We start from the raw sequence: 17,086 nt of genomic DNA, 5'->3' as shown, positions 1-17,086 counted from the left end.
CAAGCTCTTAAATAGCAAAAATGCTAATTATTTAATTTATATCATAAGTATACATATAAGCCCTGTCCAACATCCAAAAAGCTAACATAGGCAAAGCGAGCAAACATTAAAGGTTCATATGCGTAGATTAAACAACCTACTGCTAATAATGTAAGAATTAATAGTTTACCATGCTTACGGAAATAGGATACCTTTCTGCTTGGGAACAAAATATTGAGTTCTTCGATTCCATGCAAAGGGACTGTTTCTTTATTATTCTCACTCGTATCATCTATCATTTCACTATGTTTAGCATACTGCGTCTGCAATAACGCAAAAAATGCTAGTAATAGTGCATACCATCCAACAATCCACCATATCGGAGGAGTCGCCCAAATAAAGTGCAACGGATGCACTTTACTAAGCAATGCAACAATTTTAAAAGATGCATCATTACACCATTGGACAAGTTGTACGAATGGTTTGGCAATAGAAAGTTGAACATGGCTAATTAACATAACAAAGCTCGCTAATGGCATGACAATAAAACTAATAAATGGCACTAGTATAAGATTAGCAACGAAGGAAAGTAGATGAAATTGATTAAAGTAATAAATCGTGAGCGGAAATGAAACAAATTGCGCGACAAGAGTTACAGATAATGTATCCATCAACCACTTGATCTGTTTCGTTCGAGGCAATACTTTACTAAGTGCTGGAACACCTAAAATAAGACCAATAGTAACGATAAATGATAATTGAAAACTAATATTATGTATCATATATGGATTAATTATTACGAGTGCTAAGGCTACGATAGCAATTAAATGGAGGCCATCTTTCAATATATTCATTCTCGCCGCAATAAGTCCAAGCATCGCCATTAATCCTGCTCGTAAAACAGAAGGTGATCCGCCGGTTATTGCAACATATAGAGGAATTAATATAAGTAGAACATATATTATTCTCTCTTTACTACATCGAAAAATTCTGAGGATCGCTGTAACGATATACATAAATACAGCAACATGTAATCCTGATATCGCCAATATATGTGTTAATCCTAGCGTGGAAAATTGACGAAATTGTTCCGGGTCAAGCTCTTCACGAATGCCCAGTATTAATCCCTTTATATATCCGCTTTGGTCCTTTGAAAATAACTGATCCAGTGGTGCACTTATTTTCACGCGTAGTTCATCTATCATTGACTTAAATCGATTAATGGAGAAGGATTCAGCATCTGGCAGCTGTTGTAATGATTGGGACCCTTTACTTTTGAGCAACCAATGTATACGACTATATTTAAGATATTGTCTATAATCAAAACCGCCATCGTTATTTTTCACAGCTGGCCGCGAGAGTTCACCTGATAATTGAATATTTAATCCTCGTTTCCAATGTTTGGCGACTTCTAGTTCGTCCTCTGTTTGTAATGTTACGTATACTTTAAATTTTTCTTTAATATTGTTTGCTATTATTCCATTGCTTCGAAATATTTGAGAAGTTTCCAGATCAAAAGATACACGATCCCCATCAATTTCAACAGTTGAGGTTATTATTCCTATCACTTTCGTTTCAAATGTTTCGATCATACTATTATCCCATTCTTCTACTAATGCCGTCTTATTGTGTAGATCAACCATATATCTTTGTCCAGCCCCTGCTAGAAGGCAACCTACTAAAATTAATGCGAGGATAACTGTGCAACGACGTAATAATACTATAATTATTGCGATTACTAGTAGACTAATTATCCATAAGATTGAGATGTTAGAATTGCTACTACTGATAATTATATTTCCAAGCAACCAACAAATTGTTATCGCTATAATTGGTCGTTTATTAATCATATGATCCTTCCTCCCAACAAAAAAAGAACCTAATCTTCTACTCTAAAGAGTAGTGATTAGGTTCTTCCTAGGACAAACTATAAATGTATTATTGCTGAATATCCATCGCAGCATGTGCTGGCGGTTCATATCGATCAAGTGAACGGAACAGAATTCCAACTTGCTCCATTAAGTGACGGACTTTAATATCATCTTTCTTATAAGGTCGATGATATACGATTTCTTTCACCCCACTATTGGCAAGCATATTAGCACAAGTCCAACATGGTTGATCCGTAACATAAACGACGGAACCTTCTCGGTCTATCCGATCAGTAAATAGTAACAGGTTTTGTTCTGCATGAATGGTACGAATACAACGTTGTTTTTTGATCATTTGCTCGATACCTTGATCATCAATGACAACCTCATACTCCTCGGTTATCATACACCCGGCCTCTTCACAGTCTTCTACTCCCATAGGAGCACCATTATAAGCGGTACCTAATAGCTTCTTACCTTGAACTAGTACCGAGCCTACATGACGACGATGACATCTTGAACGAGTTGAAACCATATACGCAATGTCCATAAAGTATGTATCCCAGTCTTTACGAACCGATTCTTTAATATTTTCTAACATCATATTCTTCCTTTCATTGCTGCATGTCCACTATGTTATATTGCATCTATTATAAGCGCTCAGTGAACAATTTTGCAAAGAAAGTAACTGAAGTTATGACTAAGCTTGTTGACTTGATGCAATCGCTTGTTCCAGATCAGCAATAATATCTTGAATGCCTTCAGTACCAACGGAAAGACGAACCATACCTGCAGCAACGCCTGCAGCTTCTCTTGCATCATCACTTAATTGTTGATGTGTAGTACTAGCAGGATGAATAATTAGTGACTTAGAATCACCAACATTAGCTAGATGAGAGAATAGCTGAACAGCATTAATTAACTTCTTACCAGCTTCTATTCCACCTTTAATACCAAAGGTCATAATCGCACCTTGACCGTTAGGCAAATATTTCTGACCTAATTCATAAGAAGGATGACTTGGCAAACCAGGATAGTTCACCCACTCAACAGCCTCATGTGCTTCTAAATACTCAGCAACTGCTTGCGCATTGGAGCAATGACGATCCATACGTAAATGAAGTGTTTCAAGTCCTTGTAATAACAAGAATGAATTGAATGGAGATAATGCTGCACCCATATCGCGAAGTAGTTGCACACGAGCTTTAATAATATAAGCAATCGGTCCAAGAGCTTGTGTATACACAATACCATTGTAAGTCGGATCTGGCTCAGTCAATCCTGGGAACTTATCGTTTGCTGACCAGTCGAATTTACCGCTGTCAACGATAATACCACCAATCGATGTACCGTGACCGCCAATGAATTTCGTAGCAGAATGAACGACAATATCAGCTCCATGTTCAATCGGACGGCATAAGTATGGACTTGGGAACGTATTATCGACAATAAGTGGAATACCATGTTCATGAGCAATAGCAGCTACTGCTTCTAGATCAATAACATCGCCTTTAGGATTACCGATAGTTTCAACAAAAATTGCTTTTGTCTGCTCATTAATATGAGCTCTGAAATTGTTAGGATCAGATGGGTCTGCGAATCTGACAGTAATACCTAGTTTTTTAAATGTATGAGCAAACAAGTTGTATGTACCACCATATAGACTAGTAGACGATACAATCTCATCTCCTGCACCAGCAATATTGAAAATGGAATAAGTGATTGCAGCTTGTCCAGAAGCAACCGCAAGCGCTCCTGCACCACCTTCAAGTTGAGCTACACGATTCTCGAATACATCCGATGTCGGGTTCATAATTCGAGTGTAAATATTACCAAATTCAGCAAGACCAAATAGATTAGCTGCATGATCTGTATCTTTGAATCCGTAAGATGTCGTTTGATAGATTGGTACAGCTCGTGACATCGTTGTTGGATCAATAGTTTGACCTCCGTGGACGGATAGCGTTTCAAGGGAAAGTTTTCTTTGTTCAGACATTAATAATTCCTCCTAAACTTTTTGTTGCTTCGTGAATGACTTCTGTGTTAACAAAAAGTCTTCTCGTAAGCATAAGCTAAACCATGAATGACAAAAAATTAAATAAATGGAATGAAACCACTTTCAGTTCCATTATGACTTATCTATGGCTCGGCTACAATACTTTCTTGTATTCCAGCATAAAGTTTTTCTCCAATCCCTTTTACCCGCTTAATATCAGCTATATTTTTATACTTTCCTTTTTGCTCGCGATCTTCAATTATTGCTTTTGCTTTTGAAGGTCCTATCCCTTTTAACTGTTGCAATTGCTCAGAAGTTGCAGTGTTTATATCGATTTTCGTTAATTGTTGAGAAATTGTAGTTTCTTCTATATTATTACCCGCTTCCGTTGGCAACTTAGGAGAATTCTCATCTACATCTGTGCTATTGCTTGATTGTGTTGATCCTCCCGATGTATCTATTGTAAAGTCATCTTGTTGTACCTTTCCTTGATTATTTTCTTCTTTACTCGATGTTAGCACCTTTCCCGCTTCGTCTTGTGCCTTGAATTTCTCTTCCATCAGTAAAGTTAACGATACATCTTCTACTTCCTTACTATCAGAATAGTGAATAACGATCGCCACAATAACTAATAAAAACCCAGTACCTAGCATTCCAATCCACATAAATGTTATTGCTGAAATATTTGATTCCTTTTGTTTCAATACAATCACCTCGTTCGGTCATTATTTATTGACATAACATACAAGCCGTAGGGAATACGATAGATAAAAGAATAGAGCTTTCGTCACTTTCATAATAGCTTATACTTACGAGGTAACTTTTCGCTGCATAGAAGTAAATATAATCCGTTCGAAAAGTTTTAGGAGGTTATCGCGATGAAAATCGGATTTATCGGAGCAGGAAGTATGGGGAGCCTATTGATTGAATCTTTCATCTTATCTGAAGCAGTTGAGCCAACACAAATTAAAGTAAGCAATCGAAGTATAGGTAAAGCTCAAGCACTAGCATATAAATATCCAGGCATTGAAGTTGAAAGTAATAATGTACATGTTGTCTATGAAACTGAAATTGTGTTTCTATGTATAAAACCTCATGAGTTTGCTACCGTTATTTCGGAGATTAAACCGTATGTACATGAAGAGCAAATTATCGTTTCAATTACAAGCCCGGTACTGTTATCCCATCTTGAAGCAGAATTGAATTGTAGAGTGGCAAAAATAATTCCGAGTATTACTAATAAAATGTGGAGTGGTGCTACGCTTTGTATTTACGGGAATCAAATCGAGGAGACCTATCAGACAAAATTACAAAAACTACTTTCTTATATTAGTGAGCCAATTAAAATTGAGGAAAGCTATACAAGAATTGTGTCAGATATTTCAAGTTGTGGTCCTGCTTTCTTTGCATTTTTACTGCAACAATTTATTGATTCAGCGGTAGAAGAAACTGGAATTTCTAGAGAAGGAGCAATGAAAATAGCGAGCAATATGCTATTAGGTACGGGGTTGTTACTTACTGAAGGTGGTATGACAACAGAAGAGGTTCAACAGCGAGTTGCTGTGCCAGGTGGGATTACGGCGAAAGCACTCCAGTTGCTCAGTAGAGAAACTTCGGGTATTTTTAATGAGTTAATACGGACAACACATGCCAAATATTATGAGGATTTAGAAGTGGTTAATCAAACATTCGATAGAGAAGAAGTTGGCGGACAATAGCTATGTTTAGCTATTTCCGCCATCTCTTTTTTCACTAATTTGCTACGATATTTACAAGTTTACCTTTAACTGCAATAACTTTTCGAACAGTTTTACCTTCGATAAGTTCTGCAACTTTCGGTAAAGCTTTAGCTTGAGCTTCCATTGCTTCCACATCTAGATCAGCTGCAATAGAAAGGCGCTCGATAATTTTTCCGTTAACTTGAACAACAATTTCAACTTCTTGGTCAACAGTCCAAGCTTCGTCATATGTTGGCCACGCTTGATATGTGATTGTACCTGTATGTCCAAGCACTTCCCATAGCTCTTCAGCTAGATGCGGAGCAAGTGGGGAAATAATTTTCACAAAGTCTTCCATAGCTTTACGTGGTAGAACCTCTGCTTTATATGCTTCATTTACAAAAATCATCATTTGGCTAATTGCCGTGTTGAAACGTAAATTTTCCATATCATCAGTAATTTTCTTAATCGAGCGATGCCATGTACGCATAAATGCATCACTAGCTGGCTCACTATCAGAGACACGTGGATTAAGCTGACCACCTTCAGTTACGAATAGACGCCATACACGACTTAAGAAACGATACGAACCTTCAACACCATTGGCACTCCAAGGTTTTGTAGCTTCTAGCGGTCCCATAAACATTTCATACATACGAAGTGTATCTGCCCCAAACTCATTGACAATTTCATCGGGATTAATAACATTACCACGAGATTTGGACATTTTCTCATTATTTGTACCAAGAATCATACCTTGGTTAACTAATTTTTGGAACGGCTCTTTCGTATTAACTACACCGATATCATAAAGTACTTTATGCCAGAAACGAGCGTATAGTAAGTGAAGTACTGCATGCTCAGCTCCACCGATGTATAGATCAACTGGAAGCCACTCTGCTTGTTTCTCAGGCGAACAAAGTTGCTCATTGTTCTTAGGATCAATGAAACGAAGGTAATACCAACAGCTACCAGCCCATTGTGGCATAGTATTCGTCTCACGACGAGCCTTCATACCTGTTTCAGGGTCAACAGTGTTAATCCATTCCGTTACGTTAGCAAGTGGTGATTCACCAGTACCAGATGGCTTGATAGCATCAACATCCGGAAGCAACAATGGCAATTGATCTTCAGGTACAGTTTTCATTGTTCCATCTTCAAGGTGAATAATTGGAATTGGCTCTCCCCAATAACGTTGACGAGAGAACAACCAGTCACGAAGACGGTACGTTACTTTCGCTGCTCCTTTACCGTTCTCTTCAAGGAACTTGATCATTGCCGCCATTGCATCCTCATTGTTAAGACCATTCAAGAACTCAGAGTTAACATGTGGACCATCGCCAGCATAAGCTTCCTCAGCTACATTACCACCAGATACGACTTCGATAATAGGTAGGTCAAATTGTTTGGCAAATTCATAGTCACGTGTATCATGTCCAGGAACAGCCATAATTGCACCGGTACCATATCCAGCAAGTACATAATCAGCAATCCAGATCGGTGCTTTAGCTCCATTCACAGGGTTTACTGCATAGGCTCCAGTAAATACACCGCTTTTTTCTTTCGCAAGATCAGTACGCTCAAGATCGCTCTTACGAGAAGCTAACAATTGATAAGCTTTAACTGCATCTTGTTGCTCAGCAGAAGTAATTTGCTCAACAAGCTCGTGTTCTGGTGCTAATACACAATACGTTGCACCAAACAATGTATCTGGACGAGTTGTAAATACAACAAGCGATTCATCATGGCCTTCAATTGGGAAAGTGACTTCCGCACCTGTAGACTTACCAATCCAGTTACGTTGCATATCTTTAATGCTTTCCGTCCAATCAAGTTCTTCAAGATCTTCAAGTAAACGTTCAGCATATTCTGTAATTCTCAAAATCCATTGACGCATTGGTTTACGAACAACTGGATGATTACCACGTTCGCTCAGACCATCGATAACTTCTTCGTTCGCTAGAACCGTACCAAGCGCTTCGCACCAGTTAACTGGAACTTCTGCAACATATGCAAGACCACGATTGTAAAGTTGAATGAAAATCCATTGTGTCCATTTGTAATATTCCGGATCCGTAGTACTAATCTCACGATCCCAGTCATACGAGAAACCAAGAGATTTGATCTGGCGACGGAAATTATCGATATTTAAGATTGTAAAATCGCGTGGATGTTGTCCTGTATCTATAGCATGTTGCTCAGCAGGCAAACCGAAAGCATCCCAACCCATTGGATGAAGAACGTTGTAACCTTGCATTCTCTTATAACGAGACAAAATATCTGTCGCCGTATACCCCTCAGGATGTCCAACATGCAGACCAGATCCTGATGGATAAGGGAACATGTCTAAAGCATAAAATTTAGGTTTATCTTTGTCTTCACCTGTTTTAAACGTCTTATTAGCATCCCAATATTGTTGCCACTTCGGTTCAATCGTTAATGGACTGTAACCATGACGTGATTGCTCTGTACTCATAATTTTTCCTCCTAAAAACTTTTTGTTTCTACCTGATGTAACTTCTTGTAACAAAAAGTTACTTCGGAAGCATTTACCCAGTAATAAACACAAAAAAACCTCTCATCCCTAGCGGATTAACGCTAGGGACGAGAGGATATGCTCACGTGGTACCACCCTAGTTAGTAGTGATCTACTTGATCTACTACTCACTTTTCACCTTTATCGCAGGTATACGGTGTATTTATAAAACAAATTCATACACTGCTCAAAGGCGAGTTCCGCTCGATCAAGTACCGACTTGCACCAAATGCCGGCTCTCTGAAATCTTGATATCGATTGTACTACTCCTCATCAACGCATTACATATTAATAGATAATCTGATTATATAAATCGAATACTACAGTGTCAAGTCGCTCGTCTCTTCTTGTTGCTCTTCTTTCAGTTTTCGAGGAGTGCGATGACTTGTCATAAAACGATATCCAATCAATATTAACAATGTAGAATGCATAATTACTCCGGTAAGAGCTTCTACACCTTGCATCATAACGGCCATAAACCATAAGCTTACAATCGGTAATTGAATGACAAATATAATAGCCATAAATATTTCTAAAGGCTTATCTATCATTATCACATTAATTACCTTACGGAAAGCTAAAGTGCCAATCATAAGTAACCCAAGCACAATAGAGATATATCCCCATGTCGTTAAGCTATTCAATAAAAACCCTTTACCTATACCTAGAATCTTATAATCAAACCATGAATACCAAGTATAATTAATTCCCGCCAAACAGGTAAGCACTGCTACTAAGGCCATTTGAGAGATTCGGTAGAACATATGCTACACCACTCTTTCCAATTTTATTTTCCACATCTTATTGATGACTCTTATGTAGATGAAAACGGGAAATATGATCATGCAATCCAACTGCTTTCAACACCTCATATTGATACGGTCCAAGTAAATCAAAATGCGGATAGCGGGCTCTTTTATGAATATATATAGGGTTCAATTGGAAATGTTCACACCAAGCGACTAATTTTGAGATGTCTTTACAGCCGACTTTAGTAACAGTTCGTGCTTCCGGAAACCTCTCATCTAGCCAATAATGTGTCAAATAAGCAATCTCACCTTGTTCAACAGTAGTTTTCCAATCATTTAATTCTGCTCTTGTAATCCCAAAAGCGATACATAACGCCTCCTAAAACTTTTCATATGCTTCTTAGTTTATTACTCGTTAATGAAAAGTTATTTCGTAAGCATTTTCTAAACTTTTCATATGCTACTTAATTTACTGCTCGTTAATGAAAAATTACTTCGTAAGTACTCCATTAACTTTTCATTCCTTTAATCTTCCCTCATTATACAGGAAATGTTATGCCTAAAACATGTCATTTTTCATCATTTGAATAAAGTTTACTATACTTTAGCATACCATATGAAAGGATATGATGCACTTCTTGTTTACAACTGTTATACTATCTAAAGATAAGTAGAAATGAGGATAACGATTAATGACAAATGCATTTAACCAATTGGGAGTAGCAGAGCAGCTTGCGGAGCAGTTGAAGCTACAAGGAATTATCCAGCCAACTCCTATCCAAAAGACTGCTATACCTGATCTTCTCAATGGTATAGATATGATTGCCCAAGCACAAACAGGAACAGGAAAAACATTAGCTTTCACACTTCCGATCCTACAATTGATCCGTCCTGATAAGGATCATGTTCAAGCATTAATTCTTACACCTACTCGTGAGTTAGCTATCCAAATTACTGCTGAAGTTAAAAAACTTGCTAGCAGCGTTGGTGCTACTGTACTTGCTTGTTATGGTGGACAAGATGTTGCAGCACAAGTGAAAAGATTGAAAAACGCACCACATATCATCGTAGCAACTCCTGGACGTTTGATGGATCATATGCGTAGAGGAAGTATCAACATCGGTAAAATTTCTCATCTTGTATTAGATGAAGCCGATCAAATGCTTCACATGGGCTTCCTTCCAGAAGTTGAATCAATTATTATGCAGACTCCAAAAGCACGTCAAACGATGTTGTTCTCTGCAACTATGCCAGAAGCAATTCGCAAATTAGCAGTTCAATATTCTAAAAATCCTATCAACGTTCATATTAAGTCAGAGCGTGTAACGCTTGATAATATTAAACAGCGTGCAATCGAAACTACAGATCGTGAGAAGGAATCTGCACTTCTACATTTGTTACAAACGGCAAGTCCATTTCTTGCAGTTATATTCTGCCGTACGAAACTTCGTGCCAAAAAGCTTACAGCAGCTTTGCAGGACGCAGGATATAACGCAGATGAGTTGCATGGTGATCTAACACAAGCGAAGCGTGAACAAGTTATGAAAAAGTTCCGCGATATGAAATTGCAAATACTAGTAGCTACTGATGTTGCAGCTCGTGGACTAGATGTTGAGGGTGTATCTCATGTATATAACTACGATATCCCACTAGATGCTGAAAGTTATATTCATCGTATCGGTCGTACTGGCCGTGCTGGTCATACTGGTACAGCGATTACTTTCGTAACACAACATGACAGATTGAAGCTAGATGCAATCGAACGTGGTATTTCAGCTAGATTACCTCTTCGTAAAGTCGATGGACTTGAAGTTTCACCTCGCCAATATGGTGAAGATCGTCAAGGCTCAAGAGATAGAAAGAGCAAACCTGGTAGCGGTTATGAATCAAAAGGTCGTAAAGGAAACGATTCTAGTCGCTTCAACAAAGGCGGTAAAGGATCTTCAGAACGTAGTGGTAAAGGTTCATCTGACCGTGTTGGAAAAGGACCTTCGGAACGTAGTGGTAAAGTATTCCCTCGTCCGGTTTCCACATCAAACTCTTCTGAATCATCTAAACCAAAAGCAAAAGACAAAGCTAATCCTTGGGGAATTTCAAGAGCTGATCTAGATCTAGCTCAAGGTATTAAACCAAGAGATGGTGGTAAATCATTTGGTTCTTCTCGTCCTAGCAATAGTACTCGTGGTGAGAGCTCTAGTAGCAATCGTTCAAGCGGTGGCCGTTCTGGCGGTAGAAGCAGTTCAAGAAGTAGTGGCACTCGCCGCAAATAGATAATACAAAAAGGGATGCCTTTTTAGTCTTCATTACGAAGATTGAGAAGGCATCCCTTTTATTTAATATAAATAATAGTAACTTTTGTTGTTGGTGAATCAATGACATTGTCATCACTAATGACTACACCTTGATCAATATTATTAACCATAGCGAAATAACGAAATATGGTGTGCACTGCTTGCTTCTCTTCATCATTTTTGCTTCGCTGTCCATAGTCGTACTTTCGCATAATCCACTTCAAACATTGCCTTCGAGCAATTAATGCTGTATATCAAAGTAATGTATTTTTTCAACAGAGGAGGTAATATTACGACCAGCGTTCTTAGAACGATATAACTGTTGATCAGCTGCATCAATTAGTTCTACCTCAGAGTTAAATGTTGTTTGTCCTGTCATTGACGCTACTCCGACACTTATTGTTGCATAACCATCAACTCGTTTAAAATGAACAAGCTTCGCATCCTCAACGCCTTGTCGTGTTTCCTCTGCAATCGTATAGGCTTCAGAAAGAAGCATATTAGGTAATACAACAACAAACTCTTCACCACCAAAACGTGCAAACAAACTATTAGCAGGAAGGTACTGCGCAACAATTTCAACCACTTGTTTTAATAAGTAATCACCTTGAATATGACCATAATGATCATTATATTTCTTAAATTCATCCAAATCGAACAAAATGATTGACAATGAAGAGCCCTCTTCATGAGACTTTTGAAATGCTTCTCTAATATATTCATTAAAACGATGACGATTGTATATACCTGTTAGTCCATCGATTAAAGCTTGCTTTTCCAATAATTCATTGGCTTTCATCAATTGTTCTGTACGGAGGTTTACTTTTTCATCTAATGTCGCATTGAGCTGGATTAAAGAATCATTCAACGTTTCCGTTTCAAGTACTTTTTCAGCATAGCTACGACTCATCAAAATAACATGAATGACAACATATATGCCAACCGCAGGTAAGGATAAAATAATAGATTCAATCCAACCTTGACCCATTGCATAATCGTTCAACGATCCAGCAACTACAAGGATTAGCCCTACCATATTCACAATGTCTTTCTTACTACCTGTGAGAAATCCTTTCATAATTACGACTATCATATAACCCACTAGTGGAATTACAAGGTAAAATATATTAAAGTAAAGCGCTTGGAAAAATAGTGGCTTTGTCAATAATGTAATGACCATTAAAGCTGAAATAAAATAAGTTATGAAGACAAGTACTTTTCTTGAAAATTGCTCCTTATACCATTCCGAGATAAGCCATATAAATGTCAATATACTTGCTTCTGTAAAGATATATTCAAATCTTGTTCCCCATATCCAAGGTAGTTCAAGCATTGTTAACGTGTAATAAAAAGGATATCCGTAAAAAGAACGTACGGAGAAGCATAGACAAAATAAACCAAATATAAAAAACACACGTTCTTGTCGACGGAACCACGCAAACAGAATCATAAAGAGACCCATAATACAAATACTTCCGTTAACAAATAATGTCCATATTATATTCGTATTAAATTTTTGAGCTACGACATTTGCTTCACCGATAAACATTGTATTTTCAATTCCGCCACGAATATGTTCAAAACTAGATACTTGCAAAGTAAGTAATATTTCATCTGTAGTTGGTACCATGTAACCTAACCGTGGAGCCATTTCTGTTTGATGCGAATTTTTATTACTCCCAACTTGTCCATTACTAGCGACTTCAATTCGATCTACATACAATTTGTAAGCGCTGTATTGAAATGGAACATGAACAGCTAAAGTCCGACCTACATACTGTTTTGGTATTTTCAATCTCGTTGCATACGTAGCATAAGTATTCGTTTTTCCCGTTTGCCTTTCAAACGAACTTGGTAGTTGTATAGTTCCTGCATAATCTCGCAGTATATATGAATGTACTTCAGTTGGTGAAAGTAACATTTCAGGAAAGATGAACCACTCTCCGTCTAAAGATGAATAAAATGGTTCTTCATTACTTGTAACATCACTTAGATTAATAAGCGCAACAATTTTATCTTCATCTGAACTATCTGCATGTGAAATATTAGAAAATATAAGGACAGATACAATCATTGTCACGAACAAAACTAGAAATAAGGCTCTAATTTTTCTTATACCTGTAGACAAATTCAGACCGCCTTCTCATGTTGAATTCAATGAGAACAGTTTACCATATTTAAGGAAAAAGCACATGCAATATATCGTTGCCGTTAGTGTTGGTGTACAAACAACCTTCGTTCAACAATGCAAATACGCCCTTACTATTTCATGTAGTATTGATACATGAAATAGTAAGGGCGCACTAAGCGAACTAACCTTGTACTAGTTTTGTTCTTATTTTATTTGATAATAGTTCAATTACCAGAATGAGTATGATCAGGCCAATGAGTATAGATCCAGCTTCTGACCAACGATAAGAATTCATAGCGAAGATCAAAGGAGCTCCTATCCCACCTGCTCCTACCAACCCAAGAATAGCTGCATCCCTTAAATTCATATCGTAGCGATATATAACGATCGACAGAAACATTGCTGTTAGCTGTGGAATAATGCCAAACCGAATTTTTTCAATGGTCGTACAACCTATTGATTCCATCGATTCTAATACAGAAGTATCTAGGTCCTCAATAACGTCTACGTATAATTTGGAGAGCATACCGATACTTGTAAGTGACATTGTTAGTACACCAGTAAATGGACCAGGACCCGTGACACGAATGAACATAAGCCCATAGACAATAGCAGGAATTGTTCTAATAATAATAAGTAAAAATCGAACTACAATGGATATTGGCTTAGGAACGATGTTAGACGCCGATAGAAACGCAAGGGGTATTGCAAGTACGCCCCCAACAATTGTACCTAATAAAGCGATTGCCATCGTCTCCAGTAACAAATATGGGACACCTTTTTGTGTAAAATTGAAAAGTAGATCCAGATTAGGATTAACTAGACCTCTCATTATGTTTCCTGCTATTTCAAGCCCATTGGCCGTTAAATTGTTCAATTGAATTGCTGATGTCGACCAAAGAAATAATAAAATTACACCGAGCGTTGAGACGATTTGCGTCCAACGTATCCTAGGTCGATTTAAGTATTGTTTATCTATCGCATTCATGGCATTACTCCTAAGTCAGTTTTTTGCGGCAATATTCACTAATGGACTCAATAATATAAACCGTTATAACAAGCATAATAAGGATCATTCCTACATTGCTATAGTTTCTCCAACCTATACTTTCATTCAACATTAAACCTATACCGCCAGCACCTACATAACCAAGTATCGCCGCATATCGAACATTACCTTCAAAACAGAATAGTGATGTAGACAAATAGTTTGGGAGAACTTGTGGAAATATTGCATACCGGAACGATTGAATTGTCGTTAAACCCATTGCATGCATCGCTTCATATGCACCCATATTCGCATTTTCTATTTGTTCATATAATAATTTCCCAACATAAGCGATAGAGAATAGAAAAATAGCGACTGTACCTGCCATCGTTCCTAGTCCAAATATGAATGTAGCAATTAATGCAACGACTAATGTAGGTAGCGTCCGTAGCAAACTAAGTACGAATTTCATCGTTATTGTAAGCCATTTCAGACCACTAATATTGCCTGCTGCTAATATTGCAAGTGGTAAAGCACAAAGAGAACCAAGCAATGATCCAAAAAGAGACATCTTAATCGTTGCAATAAGCGGGCTCCATAACTGTGAGATGTAATCCCAATTAGGTGGAATCATATCTTGAAGAATAACGAAAAACTTATGAATTCTCCTAAATAGCAACTCCATATTGAATCCGGTCAATTGAACCGAATAGTAGATCAGAACAAGTGCAATGATCATGTATAGTGGGAACAAAGAACGTCTTTCATGCACCACTTTACCGTTCGGTAAAGTAATCGTTCTAGTTAACAACTTACTGCTTTGCATTATGTTCTATCCCTCCCCCCTCAACATTTCCATTATAAATGTATTGCAACACCTCATCATTCACCTCTGAAGCAGTTCCATCAAATACTACTTCACCTCCGCGAATACCAATGACACGGGAAGCATAGGCGAGTGCTAAGTCAACATGGTGAATGTTGATAAGAATTGTCATATTCGTCTCTTCATTAATTCTTTTAAAATCATCCATTACTTGATGAGCTGTTATCGGATCTAACGATGCAACCGGCTCGTCTGCAAGTATAATACTAGGGTTTTGCGCTAACGTTCTAGCTAGTGCTACACGTTGCTGTTGACCACCTGATAATTGATCTACACGAACGAAAGCTTTATCAAGAATGGCTACTCGATCCAATGCCATCAAAGCTTTCCTCTTCTCTTCCTCTCTAAAAATCCCAAGAAGCTTTCTCCACCATGAAATTTCGGGAACAAATGCAACTAATACATTTTTCATGACAGAAATTCTTGTTACAAGATTAAATGATTGAAAAATCATACCTATATTACGTCTTAATTTCCGAATTTCTTTTCCCTTTAGCTGTTTTATTTCCGTTCCATTTACTTTCAACGAGCCATCCGTAATATGATGCATACGATTTATGCAACGTAGCAAAGTAGATTTACCTGCACCAGATAATCCAATAATCGCTACGAATTCTCCTTGTTCGATCGATAGATTTACGTCTTTTAACGCTTGGTAGCCATTCGGGTAGCGCTTGTTAACATGATCAAATTGAATCATTTTTTATTCTCCAATCATTGAAAAAATGAGAACATATAGTATCGTCCTCATTTTTTCCCTAGTATTGAGTTGTTAAACTGCTCAGAAAGCCGGCTTTTCGAACCTTCATTGTAAGGGGTAGTTCAAAAAACAGACTTTGAACTTTTACTTATATCATTCAACTACTTTAATTGTTGAACAAGTTCTTGTGCTTTACGCTCATTGTCATAGTCACTATCTTTTGCGATTTGATATCCGCCGTGGCTGTAGATTGCAATAACTTCTTTACCAGCTTCTGAATTACCAATGTTAATAAAAGCCTTCTGTAGAGCAGCTTTAAGATCATCATTCATAATGGATGAGTTTTTACTTACACTGATCGTATCATTATAGATCGCTGGCATTACACCTATTAGATCAGTTTCTTCCCAAATCGAAGCTGCACGACCATACTCAGAATTCCATTTGTCAGCATAATCTCGTCTAGCATCCGCATACGTAACCATTACATCCGTTTGACCCACTGCTAATCGAGCAAATGCGCTTGCGTACGAATCTGCTTGTACAACTTGTGATAGATCAGTGATTGTTTTGCCAAAGTTTTCTTTCAACCATAATGCAGGATAAATGTAACCAGCAGGAGATGAAGAAGACATAACATTCCATGAAACATTATTCAAATCTTCAAACGTTAGTGCTGTTCCATTATTAACTTTTGCAGCCAACGCCTTCCCTTTTTCAGAAGGACCGGCAATTAATAATGCTCGATAGGATGTTGCTTGTACATCTGTACCTTCTGTTGGTTTATTTTTATTCCAATCTGCCGGATTATCTGAATCATTATTAAGTCCAGCACGTGTCGCGGTAAGAATAACTTCTGCACCGTCATCATAAAGCACGTAAGTACCACCTGGGATTAATCCTACATCAGTAGTTCCGGCTGATAACGCTTCTCCTACAGCCTCATAGTTCGTTCCTACAGTAATATCTACTGCTCCTATTTCATAACCTTGTGCAGTAAGTTCTGTTTTCAATAATTCCTTCAAAGGCTCTGTAGCAGTAATGATTTCTTGTGGGTCACGAGAAGGAACGAAACTTATAGATAGCTTGTCTATTTTTTTGTCTTCTCCTCCGTTAGTAGCATTCCCATTGTTATTGCCACCGCATGCTGCTAACAATACAATTATCATTAACAAGCTTAACCCGATTCCTAATTTTCTCATTGATGTTTCCCTCCTAATTTTCTAATACTAAGTGAATAT

Annotated in this window: 15 protein-coding genes and 1 other annotated feature; of the genes, 2 read left to right on the top strand and 13 right to left on the bottom strand. The window is 37.7% G+C overall.

From position 1 onward, the window contains the following. Positions 1 to 41: 41 nt before the first annotated feature. The 4 genes from NV377_RS17695 to NV377_RS17680 all read right to left on the bottom strand — a co-directional run bounded on the left by NV377_RS17695 (position 42) and on the right by NV377_RS17680 (position 4,550). Positions 42 to 1,829 carry a ComEC/Rec2 family competence protein gene (locus tag NV377_RS17695; RefSeq protein ID WP_258202121.1) on the bottom strand — a complete coding sequence of 596 codons (1,788 nt, stop codon included), beginning with the start codon at positions 1,827 to 1,829 and terminating at the stop codon, positions 42 to 44. An 88-nt stretch (positions 1,830 to 1,917) separates the two neighbouring features. Continuing rightward, positions 1,918 to 2,439, bottom strand: a complete 522-nt coding sequence (locus tag NV377_RS17690) for a deoxycytidylate deaminase (protein ID WP_258202292.1) — start codon at positions 2,437 to 2,439, stop codon at positions 1,918 to 1,920. 111 nt (positions 2,440 to 2,550) lie between these two features. Beyond that, positions 2,551 to 3,846, bottom strand: coding sequence for a homocysteine synthase (locus tag NV377_RS17685; protein ID WP_258202120.1), 1,296 nt, complete (start codon positions 3,844 to 3,846; stop codon positions 2,551 to 2,553). 143 nt (positions 3,847 to 3,989) lie between these two features. Next, positions 3,990 to 4,550, bottom strand: coding sequence for a ComEA family DNA-binding protein (locus tag NV377_RS17680; RefSeq protein WP_258202119.1), 561 nt, complete (start codon positions 4,548 to 4,550; stop codon positions 3,990 to 3,992). Positions 4,551 to 4,724: 174 nt separating this feature from the next. On the opposite strand from NV377_RS17680, the gene comER reads away from it, so the two are divergent. Beyond that, positions 4,725 to 5,564, top strand: a complete 840-nt coding sequence (gene comER / locus NV377_RS17675; RefSeq protein WP_258202118.1) for a late competence protein ComER — start codon at positions 4,725 to 4,727, stop codon at positions 5,562 to 5,564. A gap of 34 nt (positions 5,565 to 5,598) precedes the next feature. Here comER and leuS read toward each other — a convergent pair whose 3' ends face one another. From leuS to NV377_RS17660, 3 genes are all read right to left on the bottom strand, one after another. Continuing rightward, positions 5,599 to 8,040 (bottom strand): leucine--tRNA ligase, encoded by a 2,442-nt coding sequence (leuS, locus tag NV377_RS17670; RefSeq protein ID WP_258202117.1) that lies wholly within the window; start codon positions 8,038 to 8,040, stop codon positions 5,599 to 5,601. 121 nt (positions 8,041 to 8,161) lie between these two features. Continuing rightward, positions 8,162 to 8,386: a binding site (T-box leader), on the bottom strand. Positions 8,387 to 8,420: 34 nt separating this feature from the next. Beyond that, entirely contained in the window at positions 8,421 to 8,864 is a 444-nt protein-coding gene (locus tag NV377_RS17665) for a hypothetical protein (protein WP_258202116.1), read from the bottom strand. Positions 8,865 to 8,901: 37 nt separating this feature from the next. Next, positions 8,902 to 9,216 carry a hypothetical protein gene (locus tag NV377_RS17660; protein WP_258202291.1) on the bottom strand — a complete coding sequence of 105 codons (315 nt, stop codon included), beginning with the start codon at positions 9,214 to 9,216 and terminating at the stop codon, positions 8,902 to 8,904. 325 nt (positions 9,217 to 9,541) lie between these two features. On the opposite strand from NV377_RS17660, the gene NV377_RS17655 reads away from it, so the two are divergent. Beyond that, positions 9,542 to 11,119 (top strand): DEAD/DEAH box helicase, encoded by a 1,578-nt coding sequence (locus tag NV377_RS17655; RefSeq protein ID WP_258202115.1) that lies wholly within the window; start codon positions 9,542 to 9,544, stop codon positions 11,117 to 11,119. A gap of 59 nt (positions 11,120 to 11,178) precedes the next feature. Here NV377_RS17655 and NV377_RS17650 read toward each other — a convergent pair whose 3' ends face one another. The 6 genes from NV377_RS17650 to NV377_RS17625 form a co-directional block, all read right to left on the bottom strand. Continuing rightward, complete coding sequence (locus tag NV377_RS17650; protein WP_258202114.1) at positions 11,179 to 11,364, bottom strand: hypothetical protein; 186 nt, start codon at positions 11,362 to 11,364, stop codon at positions 11,179 to 11,181. 17 nt (positions 11,365 to 11,381) lie between these two features. Next, a complete protein-coding gene (locus tag NV377_RS17645; protein ID WP_258202113.1) occupies positions 11,382 to 13,268 on the bottom strand; it encodes a sensor domain-containing diguanylate cyclase in 1,887 nt (628 codons plus the stop codon). A gap of 184 nt (positions 13,269 to 13,452) precedes the next feature. Further along, positions 13,453 to 14,259 (bottom strand): phosphonate ABC transporter, permease protein PhnE, encoded by an 807-nt coding sequence (phnE, locus tag NV377_RS17640; protein ID WP_258202112.1) that lies wholly within the window; start codon positions 14,257 to 14,259, stop codon positions 13,453 to 13,455. A 10-nt stretch (positions 14,260 to 14,269) separates the two neighbouring features. Further along, entirely contained in the window at positions 14,270 to 15,085 is an 816-nt protein-coding gene (gene phnE / locus NV377_RS17635; RefSeq protein ID WP_258202111.1) for a phosphonate ABC transporter, permease protein PhnE, read from the bottom strand. Then, entirely contained in the window at positions 15,072 to 15,845 is a 774-nt protein-coding gene (gene phnC, locus NV377_RS17630; RefSeq protein WP_258202110.1) for a phosphonate ABC transporter ATP-binding protein, read from the bottom strand. Before phnC ends, phnE (NV377_RS17635) begins: the two co-directional genes overlap by 14 nt. Positions 15,846 to 16,006: 161 nt before the next feature. Further along, complete coding sequence (locus tag NV377_RS17625) at positions 16,007 to 17,047, bottom strand: phosphate/phosphite/phosphonate ABC transporter substrate-binding protein (RefSeq protein ID WP_258202109.1); 1,041 nt, start codon at positions 17,045 to 17,047, stop codon at positions 16,007 to 16,009. Positions 17,048 to 17,086: the final 39 nt, after the last annotated feature.

It is taken from the genome of Paenibacillus endoradicis (assembly GCF_024721975.1).
This window is presented reverse-complemented; position numbering and strand designations above follow the sequence as displayed.

Coding starts and splice junctions, on each gene's coding strand:
- comER (WP_258202118.1), top strand. CDS start 4,725: ATGAAAATCGGATTTATCGGAGCAGGAAGTATGGGGAGCCTATTGATT.
- NV377_RS17695 (WP_258202121.1), bottom strand. CDS start 1,829: ATGATTAATAAACGACCAATTATAGCGATAACAATTTGTTGGTTGCTT.
- NV377_RS17625 (WP_258202109.1), bottom strand. CDS start 17,047: ATGAGAAAATTAGGAATCGGGTTAAGCTTGTTAATGATAATTGTATTG.
- NV377_RS17685 (WP_258202120.1), bottom strand. CDS start 3,846: ATGTCTGAACAAAGAAAACTTTCCCTTGAAACGCTATCCGTCCACGGA.
- phnC (WP_258202110.1), bottom strand. CDS start 15,845: ATGATTCAATTTGATCATGTTAACAAGCGCTACCCGAATGGCTACCAA.
- NV377_RS17665 (WP_258202116.1), bottom strand. CDS start 8,864: ATGTTCTACCGAATCTCTCAAATGGCCTTAGTAGCAGTGCTTACCTGT.
- leuS (WP_258202117.1), bottom strand. CDS start 8,040: ATGAGTACAGAGCAATCACGTCATGGTTACAGTCCATTAACGATTGAA.
- phnE (WP_258202112.1), bottom strand. CDS start 14,259: ATGAATGCGATAGATAAACAATACTTAAATCGACCTAGGATACGTTGG.
- phnE (WP_258202111.1), bottom strand. CDS start 15,085: ATGCAAAGCAGTAAGTTGTTAACTAGAACGATTACTTTACCGAACGGT.
- NV377_RS17655 (WP_258202115.1), top strand. CDS start 9,542: ATGACAAATGCATTTAACCAATTGGGAGTAGCAGAGCAGCTTGCGGAG.